Genomic DNA, 16,414 nt, shown 5'->3' on the forward strand with positions numbered 1-16,414 from the left:
GCAGATTCATCCTCCCCGGGGGGCCTCGAATTTTCCGTGGCGTCCGGCACCGCCGGCAAACCTTTCGGCACCGGCAATGGCTTCGGCGAAGACCACCGGGTAGCCCTGCCGCCCCTCGTTCTGCAGTGCCGCGGCCAGGTCCAGGTCCCACTGCGCCAGAGCCGAAGCCCGGTCCGCCAGCATGCATTGCTGCGGGAAGGCGGCGATTTCGGCCGCCAGCGCCTCGGCGGCTGCGCGCGCGGTACCGTCCGCTACCACGCGATTGGCCAGGCCCATCTGCAGCGCTTCGGCGGCGGCGACCGGGCGCCCGGTGAGGATCATGTCCAGGGCCCGGCCCTGGCCGACTACCCGCGGCAGGCGCACCGTCCCGCCGTCGATCAGGGGTACGCCCCAGCGTCGGCAGAACACGCCAAATACAGCGGAGTCCGCCGCCACTCGCAGGTCGCAGAGTAGCGCCAGTTCCAGTCCGCCGGCGACCGCATAACCTTCAATCGCTGCAATCACCGGCTTGGAAAGCTGCATCCGGCTCGGCCCCATGGGTCCGGGCCCCACACCCTCCGGATCCACCTCATTGCGCAGGGCCGGATCATGCATCGCGGTCAGGTCGGCGCCGGCGCAAAAGTTGCCGCCGGCACCGCGGAGTACGGCCACCCGCAGGTTGTCATCGTGCTCGAATTGCTCGAAAGCCGCGCGCAGCGAATCCGCGGTGGGGCGATCAACGGCGTTGCGCTTTTCCGGGCGGTTAAGGGTGATGGTGCAGACCGGGCCTGCGATGTCGACGATGACTGCCTCTGTGCTCATGTAGGGCTCCTCAACATCACTCCAGCAATCGCTCCCGCAGCTCCAACAGTTCCTCCCGGCTGCCGAGAAAGTGGTCGCGGTCGATGACAGCCTTCAGGCGCTGCAGGAGGGCGCTCTTGTCTGCGACGCTGGCCTGCGGGTCGGCCAGGTGCGCATCCACCAGGGTATCGAAGACCTCCTCCATCTCATCGGTTATCCAACGACTGCGCGGGTGCAGCTGATAGGCCTCTTCGTAGATGAGCAGGGCCTCCTCCTGTTGCCCGGCCCGGCGCGCCACCACGGCGTCACCCATCAGGTGCTCGACAGCGCGGCGGGTTTCCTTGGGCAGGGCGTCGAAGGCGACAGCCGGTGCCTGGCGCAGGCGCGCATCCGCAATCTCCCAGCCGATGTAGCCCAGCGCCAGTAGACTCACCAGGGCGGCACTTGCGGCGAGCCAGAACAGGCCACGGCGTCCCTTCCAGCCGCGCAGGAACTCGCCCGCGTCCCCAGGGCGCTGTTCGCGCTGGAAGGCCAGACCGCGGCGCAACGTGCGCCACTGGTGCCGACGCAGTCCCGGCGGGCGCTTTGGCACCAGGTTGCGTTTCCGCGCTTCGGGGGCCGGTAATCCCTGGTAGGGGTGCCGCCCGGTGAGCAGCTTGTAGCTGACGATAGCCAGTGCGTAGACGTCATCCGCCGGGTGGGCCTCCAGGCCTGCAAACATCTCCAGAGCGGCATAGCCGGGGGTGAGGGCACTCAGCTCGCCGGTTACAAAGCGGGTGGCCTCACCGGGTTCGCGTGTGATTTCGGCGTCGTTGAGCCAGCCGGCGGGCGCCGCGCGGGCGATGCCAAAGTCGAGGATACGGGTATCACCCGTCGCGGTGAGGAAAACATTGGAAGGCTTGAAGTCTGCATGCACCACGCCTTTGGAATGAGCGTAGGCCAGACCCTGCGCCGCCCCCAGGATAATCAGCGCGACCCGTTCCCGGCTGAGACCTTCGGGGTGATCTGCAATCAGCTCATCCAGGGGCTGGCCGCTCAGCTCCTCCATGGTGATGTACACGAGACCTTCGTCGCGATCGAAATCATAGACGGTGGTGATGTTCGGATGCGCCAGGCGCTGGGCCTTGCGGGCCTCGCGTTGGAGTGCTGTGGCCATGCGTGGGTCGTGGCGGAAGCGCCCGGACAAGACCTTCAGGGCGACATGGGGTTCGCTGTCACCGGCTTCCTGTTTGCGCAGGTCCAGGGCCCGGTAAACCACGCCCATGCCCCCGCGACCGAGTACTGCCTCAATGACAAACCGCCGGTTGAGGATATGTCCGGTAGCGAGATCCGCGGTGTCTGCTGGCGTTTCCCCCCCGGGCTCCTGGCTGACTTCGGTCGCCTGATCGGCGTCGTTATCCATGAGTGGCGTGGCCTTCCTGTTGTTATGCAGTCAGGCGCCAGCATGCCTCAGGGTGCGGGGAGATGCTACTCGAAGAGGGACATCCAGCCAGTCAGGTTCCTGCCTCGGTAACTCGCTTGGCGCGGAAGTTCGCCGGCATTGTGTCCCCTGGTCCTTGCAGCTGGTTGATCAGGGCCAGCTCCTCAATTGGAATCGCGGAGGGGTAGGACTTGTTGAAGGCCTCCAGCGTCATCTTGCGCGGGACCCGCACAATGGACAACTGCAGCGGCTGCTTGTTGAGAGCCTTGGCATTGGTGAGACGCGCGAAGCTGTTCATGCTGGCACGGAAGGTCTTGTCGTATTTGGCGCGCTGCTGGGCAGGCGTGTAGCCCAGTATCCTGTAGGTGCGGCCTTCCAGTTCAACGAAGGTTACAGCCCCGCCGAGTTTGGCTTGTTCGGTTTGCATCTCGAAATTGCCTGAGATCGCGGGGAGGCCGTTGACTTTTTGCGACCCGATTCTGCCTGCCTTCATTCCCTGTTGGCTGAAGAAAGCGTTGGCGGCTTCCTTCAGACTGCCGGGGACCACCGTCATCTGGATAATTGCGTCCTCTTCCGGACTGCCGGCTACGACGGCCCGGGACTGATTCTGTGTGAGCCAGCCCTGGGGGAAATCAAGGCGGAAGGCGAGGTCTGGATGCAAAAAACGATTGCCATCGAAAAACCCCTGGCGCGGATTGTCGCCATAGTCGAGCCCGTCGATTCGCTGCAGAAATTCATCTTCGCCGATGCGGCGGTCGGTGGACGGTGGCAGTGATGCAAGCTGCTGGTTGATGCGCTGGATCCGTTCTTCCGGGTACGGGTGCGAAGCCATCCAACTCGGTACCGGGCTCTGCCCCGCCAGCTCCGCTGATTTCTGCAAAGCGGCAAAGACATTCACCATCTCCCGCACGTCATAACCCTGCTCCAGGGCATAGCGATAGCCGAGATCATCCGCTTGTCGCTCGGCATCGCGGCCGTACTTCAGGAACAGTAACTGCAGGCCGCTCGCCGCCAGGTCGCCAAACTGCGCCACGGTGGGGCTGAGGATGGAGCCGATGCCGATGCCGAGCTGGGCGAGCTGTGACCTGCTCATCATGGTGACCGAGTGGCGCGCCGTTACATGGCCGATCTCGTGACCGAGAACAGTCACCAGTTCCGCTTCATTGCGCATCATGGCCAGCAGACCACGGGTGAAGTAAATGAATCCCCCCGGCGCAGCAAACGCATTCGGGGTCGGCTCGTCGACCACCCTGAAAGTCCAGGGCAGATCCGGCCGTTCAGACGCGCTTGCCATCTTGTCGCCGAGCTGCTGTATATAGGCCTGGAGCTCGTCGTCCTTGACCAGGCCGAACTGCTGCTCGGCAGAGCCGGCGACTTCGCGCCCGATCTGGATTTCCTGTGCCTCTGAAACCAGAGCCAGCTGCCGGTCGCCGGTGACGGGATTGACTGCGCAGCCTGCAAGCGACAGGACAAGGAAGATAATGGCGAGACGATTCATGTTTTTTGCCTGCTCAGAATTGGAAGTTGCCCGCCCCCAGCAGTCCGATAACACCAACGGCGATGAGGTAGATCGCGACAATCTTGGCCAACAGGCGCGGGAACACGAAAATCAGAATACCGGCAATCAATGAAACAACGGGTGTCAGTGCGAGGCTCAGATCCATAAGGTGTAACTCCCTGGTTGGTGGCAACTGCAACTGAGTGTAGCCCCTTATGGTCGACAGTACACTATTTCCATCGCCAGACCCTCGGCGTCACGTTCGGCGCTGATCGGGAGGCTGCACCAACGCCCGCGCATTGACGCCGTCAGCGCGCATACCGTGGCGTCCAGTATGTCGTCCCTGGCCAACCGGGAGCGCGGGTAACGGGTGAGGGTTGACCCCACGAAACCTCCGGCTGCGGGCAAATGGCGCTCAAGCAGTGCCAGGCGCTCTTCGAAACCCGCCTCGGTTTTCTTGTTGTGTTGCATCGGCGTGCCGCCCGCCAGGCCGAAGAAACACAGCTCGGGGTGCGCCTCGCGGAGGATATTCCGGGCTTTCGCGTCCGTACGCAGCACGCTGTCCACCTCGCGAATCTTGCCGCAGATATTCCAGGTCTGCTTGCTGAGGCCTTTGCCTGTTACCTCGCGGCTGAACAGGTTGGCTTGCGCGTAGCTCTGCTGGCCGAGCACACCCCTGATGGGGGCGTTGAAGACGCTGGATGCCCGGGGGCCGAGCAGGCGCCGCGCCTCCGCATCGCACAGCCGTGCGCCGGGGCCAGATTGCGACAGGCCAATGGGTATATCGATAAACATATCATCAGCGGTGGTAGCCTGCGCCAGAATCACGCTGATGTGTGGGGCAATAGCGCCCGAGAGTTCACCGTGTGCCAGGCAGACATAGAACCAGCCGCCCTTGCAGCCATCGATGCCGAAATGGCGCGGGGTATCGGGGTGCCGGGGAGACATGGCTGGTTAGAGCGTCAACAGCCAATACAACAGCGGCAGGCTCAGGAACGACAACATCAGCCCCAGCCCGACTATTCCTGCTACCAGCCGCGGTGCCAGCCCCGCGCCAATGGCAATGGCGCCGGCCGAAATCATCGATGGCATGGCGGCCTGGAAAACCGCAACGCGGGTCGCCAGCCCGGCCTGTCCCATTGCCAGCCAAAGCAGCCACGCGCAGGCGGGCATCAGCAGCAGCTTGATACCCAGGGCGACGGTCAACGGCAGTACTTCGCGACGCTGGAAGCGCGCTGTCACCTGCAGGCCCACCGCGACCATCACTACCGGTATGAGAGTGGCGGCCAGCATGTCCACCAGTTGATTCGCCAGTGGCGGCAGTTGTACCCCACGCAGCAGCAGTCCCGCGATGAGGGCGATAAAGGGAGGAAAGGTAAATATCCGCGCCAGAATGGCTGTCGCAGCTGGCCGCTCCTTCGCGGAGCCGTAGAGCGCAGCAATGACCGGCGCGTACACGGCGAGCGCGATAAATGAGCCCAGCTGGTCGTAGACCACGGCGTAGGGCATGGCCTCCTGGCCAAAGAACGACTGCACCAGGGGAAAGCCGAGATACGAGGTATTACCCAGTGGTACCACGATCAACAGTGCGCCGGTGAGTTCCCGGGACCAGCGCAACAATCGGGCGAGCGTGAGCAGCAGGGCAATAACCAGCAGCATCAGCAGCCAGGGCGTCAGTGCCGGAATCAGCAGCGCGCTGGAGACGTTCAGCAGCGGTACGTTGGCGAGAATGACTGCCGGCAAGGCCACATTGAGCGCGTAACCGTTGAGCGCGACGGCGCTGTCGGGGGGCATCCCGGGCGCGCGACGCAGCAGCAGGCCGATGCCCAGGCACGCCAGTATCAGGTAGAAGTTGTCCATGCTCGGGTTGTGAAGTCCAAGGCGGTGACGATGACTCGAGTAGCTGCTTAGTATACCAATTACGGACTGTGATTTTAGCCAAACAACACAGGTATCAGCGCTCCCGCAAGTAGGTTAGGCTTGAGGGTCATTTTCGTTTTTTCTGCGGTTGTGTGCGTATGTGTTCGCGCCTTGGGATGTTATGGATTTATCAATATTGGAACAACTGCGTGAGCAAACCCGGCCAGCCCATCTGGCTCTGGAAACTCAGCCTTTACTGAAGCAGCTGCTGTCCAGCCGGCTGACCAGGGCGGAGTACGGCCAGGTACTGCAAGCCATGTTGGCGTTCTACCAATCCCTGGAGCTGGAGCTGGTTCCCGCCGCAGCGGCCCTTCTGCGCCGACATCCAAGCCCGGATTATCAGTATCTGCCCCGCGCCCCGCTGCTTGCCGATGATTGTCGCGCGCTGGGCTGCGCCTCCGCCGGTTTCATCCATCCCCCTGTGGAAATACAGCTGGGCGGCAGGGGAGCGAATCTTCCGGGGGTGCTGTATGTGATAGAGGGTTCTACCCAGGGCGGCAAGTTCATTGCCAAACATCTGGCGCACACCCTGGGTGTGAGTGAGGATTCAGGCGCCAGCTTTTTTCACAACCAGCGATGGGCCAATTCCTGGCCGGCTTTTCGTCGCTGGTTCGGCACGGATTGGGCGCACGATCGGCAAGCTGAAATTGACAGCGTTATTGCGGGGGCCAACATGACTTTTTCTGCTTTGCATACCCACTTTGACCACTGGCAGGGTCTCACCCATGGTAGATAAACCACTTTTTTCCGAAGACCAGATAGAATCGGCTCTCGCCGCCTGTGACGGGGAGCCGGTCCATATCCCCGGTGCCGTCCAGCTATTTGGTGTGTTGATAGGTCTCGATCGGGAACTCAAGTGTATTGAGCAGGTGAGTGCCAATAGCGAGGATTTCCTGGGCATTTCCGTCCAGGAGTGCCTGTCGGTCTCTCCCCAGGCGCTGCTGGGCAAGAGAGTGTACGGCAGCTTGCGTGAAGGGATTGCTGACCGTGATCAGTTACCCCCGGGGTTGGTGTTGAGCCGCAAAGTGGAGAATAGAACCCGGCGGTTTCATGTGACGGCCTACCGGACTGGCGATTCTGTCGTGGTGGAGTTGGAACCCGTCGTGCAGGGAGTTCGCTATCGCTGGCAATCGCTGGTCAATGAATACTTGAATAATTTGGTCAGCGCCGACACGGAAGCAGCCCTGTTGAATGAATTGGTAGGCGCGGCGAGGGCGGTTACCGGTCACGATCGTACTCTGGTTTACCGATTTGACGAAGACTGGAATGGTCGTGTGGTGGCAGAAAGTCATAACGAGCGACTGCCCTCTCTATTGAATCATCATTTCCCTGCCAGTGATATTCCTCCTCAGGTACGCTCGCTGTACGCGGTCAACCAGCTGCGTTTTATCGCGGATGCCTACCAGGACCCGGCACCCCTGGTGCCTCCCCGGGACAAACCTCTGGACCTGAGTTCCGGGGCCCTGCGCGCCGTGTCCCCCGTGCACCGGAAGTATATGCGGAACATGGGGACTGCTACTTCACTGTCCGTGGCGATTCACTCAAACACCGGGCTTTGGGGCCTGCTGGCCTGTCACAAGCGGGATGCAGCAGTGCTGACGCCTTCTCTACGCGCTAGTGTAGCGATCCTGGTGCGGGTGGCCACCCAGCGGCTGTTTTTGTTGAAAGCGGAGGCCGAAGCCCGGTATCGGGACGAAATCCATCAAAACCGGATAAGCCTGGCGCGTGAAGTACAGGAGCATGGACCAGAGCAAATTCTCGCCAAACACGCGGTCGAATGGCTGCGCTTGTTTCAGGCGCAGGGAGTCGCTCTGGTTTATCGCGACCACACTTCCCGACATGGCTGTGCCCCGGACATGGACCGACTGGTTGATTTGGCGGCTTGGCTGGCGGAAGGATGGCATGAGCTTAACCCCTGGTCGACAACCGACCTGGAGGAGGCCGGCTACCCTGGAGCCTGCGATATTGACTGTGGCTGCTGTGGGGTATTGGCCATGCCCCTGGTGATAGATGTCACCACCCGCGGCTGGCTGCTGTTCTTTCGCCGGGAGGAGGTGGAGACTATCGACTGGGCAGGGGAACCGCAGAAAGTACTTGAACGCCTGGGTGACGAAATCAGGCTTTCGCCGCGACAATCCTTCAGCGTGTGGCGGGAAGAAGTACAGGGAAGAAGCCTCGTGTGGCAACCGGAGGAGTTGGTGGCCGCCAGAGACCTGGGCGACGATCTGGCAGTGTTGGCTTCGGCGCACGAGGTGACTCATTTGAACGAACGCTTGCAGACGGAGCGGAAGGCGCTTGCGCGCGCCAACAAACACTTGCACGAGCTGGCCACCACCGATTCTCTAACCGGGATAATAAACCGTTATCGAATCGACCACTTGGTGCGGGTAGCCCTGGCCAATGCCGAGCGCTATGGCCATGCTTTTTCCCTGGTATTGTTTGACATCGACCATTTCAAGAAGGTGAACGACACCTACGGACATGAAGAGGGAGACAGGATTTTAAAAACGCTAGTGAGCAGCTTGAAAAGCTGCTTGCGAGAGGGAGACCAGTTGGGCCGTTGGGGCGGTGAGGAGTTCCTGGTGCTGGCGCCTTACACGGACCTCGACGGAGCCACCGAATTTGCCGAGCGACTGCGGGCCCGGGTAGAGGCCACGGATTTTGGCTTGCGGGACCCGGTGACGGTGAGCCTGGGTGTTGCCGAGTGGCTGCCGGGGGATAGTCTCAAAAGCTTGTTGGTGCGTGCCGATGGCGCTATGTATCGAGCGAAGGAAACTGGCCGTAATCGGGTTGTTGCCGCAAGTGGCCAGGATTAGCCTTGGCTATTTCCGCACCAAGAGGGCGTTGACCGGTTCAGGCAGGTGAATGCCAAAACCCTGACCCATGTTGACTCCCAGGCTCTGGAGCAGGGGGACCTGCTCCAAGCGTTCCACGCACTCCGCAATAGTGGTGATACCCATGGCCCTGGCCACTTTGGTCACGGCCTCAACGATGGCCTCACCGGCAATGTGGGCATCCATGTTCTTGATGAACTCGCCATCAATTTTCACATAGGCAACCGGCAGTCTCTCCAGGTAACTAAAGGACGACATGCCGCTGCCGAAATCGTCCAGCGCAAAGCTGAAGCCGGCATCTACCAGATGCTGCATGGCTTCAGCGGTACGCGCCAGGTTGGTTATGGCGGATGTCTCGGTTACTTCGAAGCATATGCTGCCGGGCGAGACCCCAGGATAGTTGCTGGCGATACGACTGATAGCGGCGGAAAAGTCCTGGCCGCTAAGGGTCGAACCAGAGAGGTTGACGAACAGCAACGGCGACGTGACGCTCATGGGGTGTGAATCAAGTAATTCGAATGCCATGTCGACGATATGGTAATCCAGTTGCTCGACAATTCCGAAGCGCTCGGCTGCCGGAATGAATGCGCCGGGCGGGATGGTTTGGCCCGTATCATCAATCAAGCGCGCCAGGAGCTCGATACACAACTCGCCGTCGTTTCCGGCAAGCGACACGATTTTCTGGCCCCATAACACCACGTTTTTATCGGCGATGGCCTCTTTGATACGCGAGGCCCAGTCCATGTCGGCCTGCTGCTGCCGGATCTCCTGATCGTCGGGCTTGCTGATCTGAACCCGGTTGCGACCTTTCTCCTTGGCCAGGAAGCACGCCGAATCCGCCAGGCTCAACGCCCGGGTAACTTGGGTGTCATCATGGCGACCGAAAACAACCAGCCCGGCACTGAGGGTGATGCCATAGCGACGGTCGTTCCAGACAAAAATCAGCTCCTGAACTGCGTGGCGCAACTGGTTGGCGATTTCCAGCGCTACATACTCTGTGCAGTCCTTCAGCAGGATAACAAACTCGTCACCTCCCACGCGGGCCAGCAGGTCGTCCGGACGCGTTCTTCCCTTCAGAATCTCGGCCACCTGGCACAGTAGTTCGTCACCCGCATGGTGGCCGCAGCGATCATTGACGATCTTGAAATGGTCCAGATCCAGGTATAACAGTACATGGCTGCCAACCTGCTCAAGCTCCTCATCAATGCCATCCAGCATCCTGCGGTTGGCCAGGCCGGTCAGCGGGTCGTGTGCTGCCTGATAAGCGACCTCCTGGGAAAGCCGGTGGGTTTCCGTGACGTCGTGGCCCTGCACAAAAATGCCCTTGATTCGGTCTGTTTCATCGTGAATTGGCTGGTATATGAGGTCGATAAACGCTGTCTCCAGGTCGCCACCCGGGGTACGCTGGAGGTCAATCCGGACAGCCCTGCCGATAAAGGGGATACCGGTGTCATAGACCTTGTTCAGCTTGTCGAGAAAGCCCTGGGGCACTACCTCCGGCAATACGGTGGCAACATCATAGCCAATGATCTCGCGGTGACCGACGAGTTGGTAATAAGCATCGTTGGCCATATCGTAGACATGCCGGGGGCCACTCAATATGCAGACGAAGCCGGGCGCCTGCTGAAACAATTGCTCCAGCCTGCGCCGCTGGGCTGACAGTATCTGTTGCACCTCCTGAAACTGTAGCGGCCGCCCCGCTGCCTCCGCCGCTGAATCCATCGCCATCCCCGGTGACGGATTCAGGGCATGGCGGAAGCGGGTAAGCTCGGTGACATTGGTGGGCTGGGTGAGCAGGTAGCGGACCTCCCCGTTTACGTCCAGCAACGGTGTGTTTACTACAGACCAGTAGCTTCGGCTTTCATCCAGGTGGTAGGCGACCAGTTCAATGCTGTGGGCGCTACCGTGGGTCCAGACATAGTCACAGGAGGCTTTGAAGGGTGCCTGTTGCTCGGGGTTCAGCCCTGGGAACAGGTCGAAGAAAGCACGCCCGAGAACTTCCTCACGGCTTTTACCGCTGGCCTCCTCATAGGTCCGGTTACAGGCGACGATGACCATTTCCCGGTCGAGTATCGCCGCTGGCGCCGAGGCGTGTAAAAACGTGGAACGCCAATCGAGGTCTGGAAGATCTACGTCAATGATTACAGCCACCCTTTTTGCGCTCCCCCTCAAGTCAAGACGGGAAGCTGACCAGGGGCCGACCGTAGTTCGGAGCCACTAACCGAGGAAAGGTGGCGCCCATTCAATGGAATACTCTTGGTGGCCACTATACGCGGGGCTGTCAGCCGCGCAAGCACGTTCGAAACTGCTGCCGACGCTGCCGCGGGAACGTGTTGCTGCGACTGTCGGCATGCCCGCCTTCACCTCGAAGACGACCAAGCTAACCTTGGTAGCCAAGCACCTCCTGGAATCCATTGTCCATGATGGCTCTGATAAGACCTTGTACAGCCTCGGTATCATTGACGTGCGGGAACGCCTCCTTGGGGGCGGGCAGTTCCAGAAACTCGCAGAGTGGCTCCCACCCATCGGCTACTTCGAAGATCAGCAGCCGCTTCGGCTCAATGGTTTCCCTGACATCGGCAACATGTTCATTGAATCGACGAACAAGGTGATCATGATCATGCATCCGGCCATCAAAATAATCATTGATTGTCGTCTTCATGTAGGCACCTGCTTCAGTGCCGGGCAGGAACTCTATCCATTCCTTTCCAAAGATGGTGCTCTGGACTGAGGCAAACCACTTCTCCGGATCCCGCACTGTAAGCACGACTTTTGCGTCGGGGTAGTATTCAGCCAGTGCGGCATAGCTGGTGCAGGCGGGGAAATCGACTGTTGCGGTAAAGCCCTCGAAAATCGCATCCCAATCCGCTGCAGCGGCGCCAGCCTGTTCCCACAGTTTCCAGTGCGCAGGCCCTTTGGGGAAGCATTCCACCATGTGATAACAGGGGTAACCCAATTCCTCCAGTGCCGCTTTCAGCGACATGGTGCCAGTTCGGCCGAAGCCTGCCCCGATAATGTCCAGTGCCATCTCACGCTACCTGCGAATAATTGGGCCGTTACAGATTGTAGACCATGTGGCGTCCTTGTCAGCCGTTTCGGCATCGTCCCTGCGAGTCACCTGCCTGTACTTGCACGCCACAGGTGCCGGAGGTGACTGGTGCCGGAGGTGTCCCGTCGCCCCGGACGGCAGGTTGAGGGGCTTCAGGCCCGCCGACGACCCTCAGTCACATGCAAGTGGCATAAGTGCCACTAGGGCCACTTTGCATTATAATCGTCAATGTGGTGATTGAACGAGGAAGCCAGTTATGGAAAGTGATGCCGTGAAGAAACCGGAGCATGGGGCCGCGAAACGTGGGTTGGTCGCCCAGACGCGGCGGTTGATGCAGAGACTTGCCTGGCTGGCACCGGCCGCGACGCTGAGCAGCAAGGGCGGCCGTGACTTCGGCCGGCAGATAGAGGCCTCGCTGGCAGAAATAAACGAAGGCGAGGGTGTGCTGCGCCTGCAGTTGCGCAAGCGCGATGCTGCAGTGGTGGTCAGTGTGGACCATTACGAAGAGATGGTAAGGATGAAGGCATTGTGTGCCCAGCTGGTAGACCAGATGAAAGAACAAGAGATCGCTCGGGCAAGCGATAAGTACGAAGCGCTCTACCAGCGCATCAGCTCACCGGCCTCCCGCCGCGCCGCGGATGCCCTGTTCTCGGCGACGGGCGAAGAGCTGCGGCAATCCTACCGGCCGGGTAAGACAGAGTCCGCGTGATCACGGTGATCGCCGGGGTGAACGGTGCCGGCAAGAGCTCCATCGCCGGAGCCAGTGTGCGTCAGGCCGGTGGTGACTATTTCAACCCCGATGAGGTGGCCCGCACCCTGCTGGAAGAAGATGCTTCCGAGGCGGAAGCGAACGTCCGGGCCTGGCAAATGGGCTACGAGCAGTTGCTGCGGGCCATCGACGAGCGGCGGGATTACACCTTTGAAACCACTCTTGGCGGCAACACCATCTGTCAGACGCTGCACGACGCGATCGACCAGGGAGAGGACGTTCGGCTCTTTTTCATGGGGCTGGCATCGCCCGAACTGCACATCGCAAGAGTGGCGGCCCGCGTCAGTCGCGGTGGTCACGCAATCCCCGAAGCCAAAATCCGTGAGCGCTGGATCGGTGCGATTCACAATCTGATGGGGTTGATCCCGCGCTGCGCTGCCGTGCGCGTATTTGATAACTCGGCCGAAGACACGGGAGCAGGTCCCGATCCGGTGTGCCTGTTTTCCCTCCATGGTGATCAGTTTGCCAGCCTGCCAGTGGACCCGATGCCTGGCTGGGCCAAGCCGCTGGCCAGCGTGGCAATGACGCGAGCATTGAAACCGGTCAGTTGATCGGGTACCAGGTGGTATGAACCCCACCCCAGCCCGGCCGGTTCCCGTCGATGACCACTTGCTATAGTCACATTCAAACAGTACAGTTGTGACCATGGTCCATGACTATATGAGAGAGAAGATGGAGCAAGAGCAAGTCACCAAGTCCCAGTTCAAAGCAAAGGCGCTAGAGTATTTCCGACAAGTGGAGGCTTCGGGGCGGGTAGTGGTGGTTACCGACCGGGGGCAGCCAACAGTTGAAATTCGCCGCTATCGCTCAGATCCACGTTCCCCGCAAGAAAAGCTCAAAGGCAGCATTGTCGAGTTCATGGACCCAACCCTGCCGGTCGCCGAGGATGAATGGAAGGTCCTGCCTTGATCGTGCTCGATACCCACTCTTTGCTGTGGTGGTTGAGTGGCCACAGCGAGCTTTCGGAAAATGCCGGCGCGGCAATCGAGAGAGAGCTGCAAGAGAGCAGCGGCGCAGTACTGGTATCGGCGATCTCGGCATGGGAGATCGGAATGTTGGTCAATCTGAATCGTTTGACGCTAACCATGAGTGTTGATGACTGGCTCGAAGCAGCTGCAGACGTTGAAGGTGTCCGCTTTGTTCCGGTTGACAACGCCACCGCGGTTGAGTCGACGCGCCTGCCCGGCGAATTCCACAAGGACCCGGCGGACAGGATGATTGTAGCTCTGGCCAGGCACCTGAATGTGCCCCTCATTACGGCAGACAAGAAAATCAGGGACTACAAACACGTCCGATCCATTTGGTGACCCCCGTTTCCGCAAAGTCGCGTTTCCGCGGAAACGTGTTTCTGAGTCTGTTTATCTTCCTGCATCGAGGCGATACCGGCTTCGATCGCCCTGATCACTAACGCGCCGGCCTCCTGTGGCAGGGTGCCGGTTGAATACCGCCCAACATGCCGACTCGATATCCACTTCAAGCTTGCCAGCCAGCGAATCAGATAGAGCTGAACAACGGCGATTTCGTCACGCAAGGCTACTAGTTGCGCATCCATGCCCTTACAGCACGGACAGGAATTCGCCGATGATCGTAAGGTCCTCAAGCTCATCCTCGAGAACGATGTCCTTATAGCCGAAGGCGTTGGTCTGGGGCTTGAGCACGATACGCTGGTTCACAAACTCGCCGTACGCCTCGACTTTCTCGCTCTGATACAGCTTGATCGTGAAGCTGCCACCGTGGTCCGGGTCCTCGATGGTTCGATGCTGCACCACGACGATCTTGCCTTGCCGTGTGCCGCCTGGGTTTGCACGAAACAGACACCAGGCGCCATTGGGAATGCGCCGGTTCATCGACTCCCCAACTACCCGGCTGACGAACAGGCCTGGGCTCGCCCGCATGAAATCCGGCAGCTCGACCCAATGCCTGGCTTCGGCGATCTGCATCGCGCTGAACTCGCCCGCGGCTATGCTCAAGTCGTACACGGGCACATGGCGCTCGAACGGAGCTGCCTCGTCACGCGTTACGATTGGAAGTTGCAAGCCATCAAGCACCAAGGCGTTTTCAGTCGCGTCAAGTCGCTCGGCGGCAACTTGAGAGGGAACGAAGGCTGCGAAGTACGCTCGGGTCTCGGGGTCTGTGGCGTAGACGTAGCAGCCCTTCTGGCCACGCGTCATGAGCGTGCGATAGGTGTTCTTGATGATCTGGTCGGCCAAAGCATGGGCATGATCAGGCTGTTCCTTGAACATTTTCTTGTAGCCATGCACGGAACGATCCTGCCCTGCGCGCTTCCCCGCATCTGTCATTACGCGGCCGTCACGAATCACGAAGTCGTCTCCGATGATGACGCCGACGTAGTCGAATTCGAGACCCTGGCAGGTGTGGATGCAGCCGACCTGCTCGACGGATTCCTCGGCGATGGCCCACAACATACCGTCGTCATCGAGGTTCCACTGGGCCGCGAAGCCATACTCGGGGAAGACGATGTCCATGGCCTGCTTGTCCTTCTTGCTCGCCCAGGGCCAGCAGTAGCCCGCCACCATGCGTGCCTTGTTGGCCTTGCGGTTCTTCTCGAGAATCGCCCGGCGCAGGGCGCTCGGGTCATCGAACACCTGGAAGTCGTAATCGATGTCAGCCAGATCAGTGTTGGCCGTGGTGCGAACCTGGAGGGCATGATCGAGCCATGCCAGATAACCATCCGAACCGTTGCAGCGAAACTGCGACTCCAGCTCGAGTTCCTGGACGTCGGCTCTGCAGTCCGCTGCCTGTTGCCTGATCTCCTCGACTGTCCCCACATCCTTCAGCGTCACGCGCTGCGCCTCATCGATGAAGAAGATCGAGAAGCGTGACGCGGCGATCACCTCCTTAATCTGGCTCTCACCGAGGTTCTGGTACATGCCGGATTTTTCGTTCAGTCGGTGCGCCTCGTCCACGATCAGGGCATGGAAAGTATCGGGCTCGGCATTAACGTAGCTGCCCGAGCCCTTGAACAGGTTGTCGATGTGGGTCTTCCTGCGCGTGCCGGTCAACTTCTTCTTAAAGACCTCGCGTGGGGCCGAGTTGCGCGACACGTACTGCGTCATCATCTCGCGCCTGGTCAGTTCCACCAGCAGATTGATGGCCACTACCGACTTGCCGGTGCCAGGCCCGCCCTTGACGATCAGGCACTGCTTGTTACCGTTGCTTGCGCGATGGGCCAGATCGATCGCGGTTTCATAGACGAGCTTCTGCTCGTCGATCATCAGGAACTCGGCATTGCCCTGCATCATAGATGCCAGGGCATCCGCCAGGTTCTTGCTCGGCTTGATCACACCATGCTCGATGCGATACATGATGTCGTTACTGTCGCCATACTTGATGTGCTGGCTGAGAAATACCGAGAGTTTCAAGGCATCCCGCGAGATGAACACCGGTGCACGGCGCGTATGGTGCTCGTAGAATGGATCATTGATGGCATCCGCCCGCTTCATGTTGTGCAGGTAGGCGCAGGGCACCAGGCGGATAGATTCAGAGCGCACCGTCTCGTTGTAATCCTCGATCAGCGCGCCATAGGACCATGCTTGATACGACGGATGGGGGGTCTCGCGTACTCCTTTGCCCAATTGGGTGCGCACGATGGCGTCTTTTTGTGTCACCTCGACGGACTGCCACTGTTTCAGCTCAACGATGACTGCTGAATCCTCCCGCTGGTGGTTCTTGCCGGTCAGGATGAAATCGACGCGGCGATTAGTCAGCGGAATGTTGTACTCGATGGCCACGCCCGCCGATGCGGGAATACCCTCATCGAGCAGAACGCTCATCATGAAGCGAAGGGAATTTTCCCAGGAAGTCACCTCATTGCGCGGCGAGTTGCGGTGCAGCCTGCGGGCCACCTCGTTCTCGATGGCGTCGGTGATGACGTTGGCTCGAACATCGTCGATGAACTGCTGCTTGGTGGCGCTGTAGACCAACATTCCTTAAGGATTTCCTTTATAAACATGTGCTTATGGTTTGTCATGGGCGCACTCCGAGCAATTATGCACACTATTGGCTGCCATAACATCACCTTAAGCTCATGTCCCTGCCACGGCGGGCATAGAAAGGAGTTATTGTCAAATCTGGTGTTCAAGGGCCTGAATCAAGCGGCGGCCTGGTTTGATTCTGTTACCTC

The 16,414-nt window shown here is 60.0% G+C and carries 15 protein-coding genes; 6 read left to right on the forward strand and 9 right to left on the reverse strand.

All coding sequences use genetic code 11. The features are described from left to right. Positions 1-6 precede the first annotated feature (6 nt). The 6 genes from Q6D67_RS01690 to Q6D67_RS01715 form a co-directional block, all read right to left on the reverse strand. The gene (locus Q6D67_RS01690; RefSeq protein ID WP_304703781.1) at positions 7-801 is read right to left on the reverse strand and encodes a crotonase/enoyl-CoA hydratase family protein; all 795 of its coding nucleotides are present in this window, start codon (positions 799-801) and stop codon (positions 7-9) included. Positions 802-817: 16 nt separating this feature from the next. Then, complete coding sequence (locus Q6D67_RS01695) at positions 818-2,182, reverse strand: serine/threonine-protein kinase (protein ID WP_304703782.1); 1,365 nt, start codon at positions 2,180-2,182, stop codon at positions 818-820. A gap of 91 nt (positions 2,183-2,273) precedes the next feature. Then, positions 2,274-3,698 carry a M48 family metalloprotease gene (locus tag Q6D67_RS01700; protein ID WP_304703783.1) on the reverse strand — a complete coding sequence of 475 codons (1,425 nt, stop codon included), beginning with the start codon at positions 3,696-3,698 and terminating at the stop codon, positions 2,274-2,276. 13 nt (positions 3,699-3,711) lie between these two features. Continuing rightward, a complete protein-coding gene (locus Q6D67_RS01705; protein WP_304703784.1) occupies positions 3,712-3,864 on the reverse strand; it encodes a DUF3096 domain-containing protein in 153 nt (50 codons plus the stop codon). Positions 3,865-3,911: 47 nt separating this feature from the next. After that, on the reverse strand, positions 3,912-4,646 hold the full coding sequence (locus Q6D67_RS01710) for a DUF429 domain-containing protein (protein WP_304703785.1): 735 nt from the start codon (positions 4,644-4,646) through the stop codon (positions 3,912-3,914). 6 nt (positions 4,647-4,652) lie between these two features. After that, entirely contained in the window at positions 4,653-5,558 is a 906-nt protein-coding gene (locus Q6D67_RS01715; protein ID WP_304703786.1) for an AEC family transporter, read from the reverse strand. A 196-nt stretch (positions 5,559-5,754) separates the two neighbouring features. On the opposite strand from Q6D67_RS01715, the gene Q6D67_RS01720 reads away from it, so the two are divergent. Both Q6D67_RS01720 and Q6D67_RS01725 read left to right on the forward strand, forming a co-directional pair. After that, positions 5,755-6,354 carry a biliverdin-producing heme oxygenase gene (locus tag Q6D67_RS01720; RefSeq protein ID WP_304703787.1) on the forward strand — a complete coding sequence of 200 codons (600 nt, stop codon included), beginning with the start codon at positions 5,755-5,757 and terminating at the stop codon, positions 6,352-6,354. Further along, positions 6,344-8,434 (forward strand): sensor domain-containing diguanylate cyclase, encoded by a 2,091-nt coding sequence (locus Q6D67_RS01725; protein WP_304703788.1) that lies wholly within the window; start codon positions 6,344-6,346, stop codon positions 8,432-8,434. Before Q6D67_RS01720 ends, Q6D67_RS01725 begins: the two co-directional genes overlap by 11 nt. 6 nt (positions 8,435-8,440) lie before the next feature. Here Q6D67_RS01725 and Q6D67_RS01730 read toward each other — a convergent pair whose 3' ends face one another. Further along, complete coding sequence (locus tag Q6D67_RS01730) at positions 8,441-10,603, reverse strand: EAL domain-containing protein (protein ID WP_304703789.1); 2,163 nt, start codon at positions 10,601-10,603, stop codon at positions 8,441-8,443. A gap of 229 nt (positions 10,604-10,832) precedes the next feature. After that, complete coding sequence (locus Q6D67_RS01735; protein WP_304703790.1) at positions 10,833-11,480, reverse strand: sulfotransferase family protein; 648 nt, start codon at positions 11,478-11,480, stop codon at positions 10,833-10,835. 277 nt (positions 11,481-11,757) lie between these two features. On the opposite strand from Q6D67_RS01735, the gene Q6D67_RS01740 reads away from it, so the two are divergent. From Q6D67_RS01740 to Q6D67_RS01755, 4 genes are all read left to right on the forward strand, one after another. Continuing rightward, the gene (locus tag Q6D67_RS01740) at positions 11,758-12,210 is read left to right on the forward strand and encodes a hypothetical protein (RefSeq protein WP_304703791.1); all 453 of its coding nucleotides are present in this window, start codon (positions 11,758-11,760) and stop codon (positions 12,208-12,210) included. After that, positions 12,207-12,821, forward strand: coding sequence for a zeta toxin family protein (locus Q6D67_RS01745; RefSeq protein ID WP_304703792.1), 615 nt, complete (start codon positions 12,207-12,209; stop codon positions 12,819-12,821). Before Q6D67_RS01740 ends, Q6D67_RS01745 begins: the two co-directional genes overlap by 4 nt. Positions 12,822-12,942: 121 nt before the next feature. Then, positions 12,943-13,179 (forward strand): type II toxin-antitoxin system Phd/YefM family antitoxin, encoded by a 237-nt coding sequence (locus Q6D67_RS01750; RefSeq protein ID WP_304703793.1) that lies wholly within the window; start codon positions 12,943-12,945, stop codon positions 13,177-13,179. A 2-nt stretch (positions 13,180-13,181) separates the two neighbouring features. Continuing rightward, positions 13,182-13,577 carry a type II toxin-antitoxin system VapC family toxin gene (locus tag Q6D67_RS01755; protein WP_304703802.1) on the forward strand — a complete coding sequence of 132 codons (396 nt, stop codon included), beginning with the start codon at positions 13,182-13,184 and terminating at the stop codon, positions 13,575-13,577. A gap of 249 nt (positions 13,578-13,826) precedes the next feature. Here Q6D67_RS01755 and Q6D67_RS01760 read toward each other — a convergent pair whose 3' ends face one another. Beyond that, on the reverse strand, positions 13,827-16,217 hold the full coding sequence (locus tag Q6D67_RS01760; protein WP_304703794.1) for a DNA/RNA helicase domain-containing protein: 2,391 nt from the start codon (positions 16,215-16,217) through the stop codon (positions 13,827-13,829). Positions 16,218-16,414: the final 197 nt, after the last annotated feature.

It is taken from the genome of Haliea sp. E1-2-M8, from assembly GCF_030649675.1.
GTDB lineage: Bacteria > Pseudomonadota > Gammaproteobacteria > Pseudomonadales > Halieaceae > Haliea.

Excerpts from the sequence above, each read along its gene's own strand:
- Q6D67_RS01725 (WP_304703788.1), top strand. The coding sequence starts at position 6,344 with ATGGTAGATAAACCACTTTTTTCCGAAGACCAGATAGAATCGGCTCTC.
- Q6D67_RS01735 (WP_304703790.1), bottom strand. The coding sequence starts at position 11,480 with ATGGCACTGGACATTATCGGGGCAGGCTTCGGCCGAACTGGCACCATG.
- Q6D67_RS01740 (WP_304703791.1), top strand. The coding sequence starts at position 11,758 with ATGGAAAGTGATGCCGTGAAGAAACCGGAGCATGGGGCCGCGAAACGT.
- Q6D67_RS01695 (WP_304703782.1), bottom strand. The coding sequence starts at position 2,182 with ATGGATAACGACGCCGATCAGGCGACCGAAGTCAGCCAGGAGCCCGGG.
- Q6D67_RS01705 (WP_304703784.1), bottom strand. The coding sequence starts at position 3,864 with ATGGATCTGAGCCTCGCACTGACACCCGTTGTTTCATTGATTGCCGGT.
- Q6D67_RS01760 (WP_304703794.1), bottom strand. The coding sequence starts at position 16,217 with ATGTTGGTCTACAGCGCCACCAAGCAGCAGTTCATCGACGATGTTCGA.
- Q6D67_RS01715 (WP_304703786.1), bottom strand. The coding sequence starts at position 5,558 with ATGGACAACTTCTACCTGATACTGGCGTGCCTGGGCATCGGCCTGCTG.
- Q6D67_RS01750 (WP_304703793.1), top strand. The coding sequence starts at position 12,943 with ATGGAGCAAGAGCAAGTCACCAAGTCCCAGTTCAAAGCAAAGGCGCTA.
- Q6D67_RS01710 (WP_304703785.1), bottom strand. The coding sequence starts at position 4,646 with ATGTCTCCCCGGCACCCCGATACCCCGCGCCATTTCGGCATCGATGGC.
- Q6D67_RS01700 (WP_304703783.1), bottom strand. The coding sequence starts at position 3,698 with ATGAATCGTCTCGCCATTATCTTCCTTGTCCTGTCGCTTGCAGGCTGC.
- Q6D67_RS01690 (WP_304703781.1), bottom strand. The coding sequence starts at position 801 with ATGAGCACAGAGGCAGTCATCGTCGACATCGCAGGCCCGGTCTGCACC.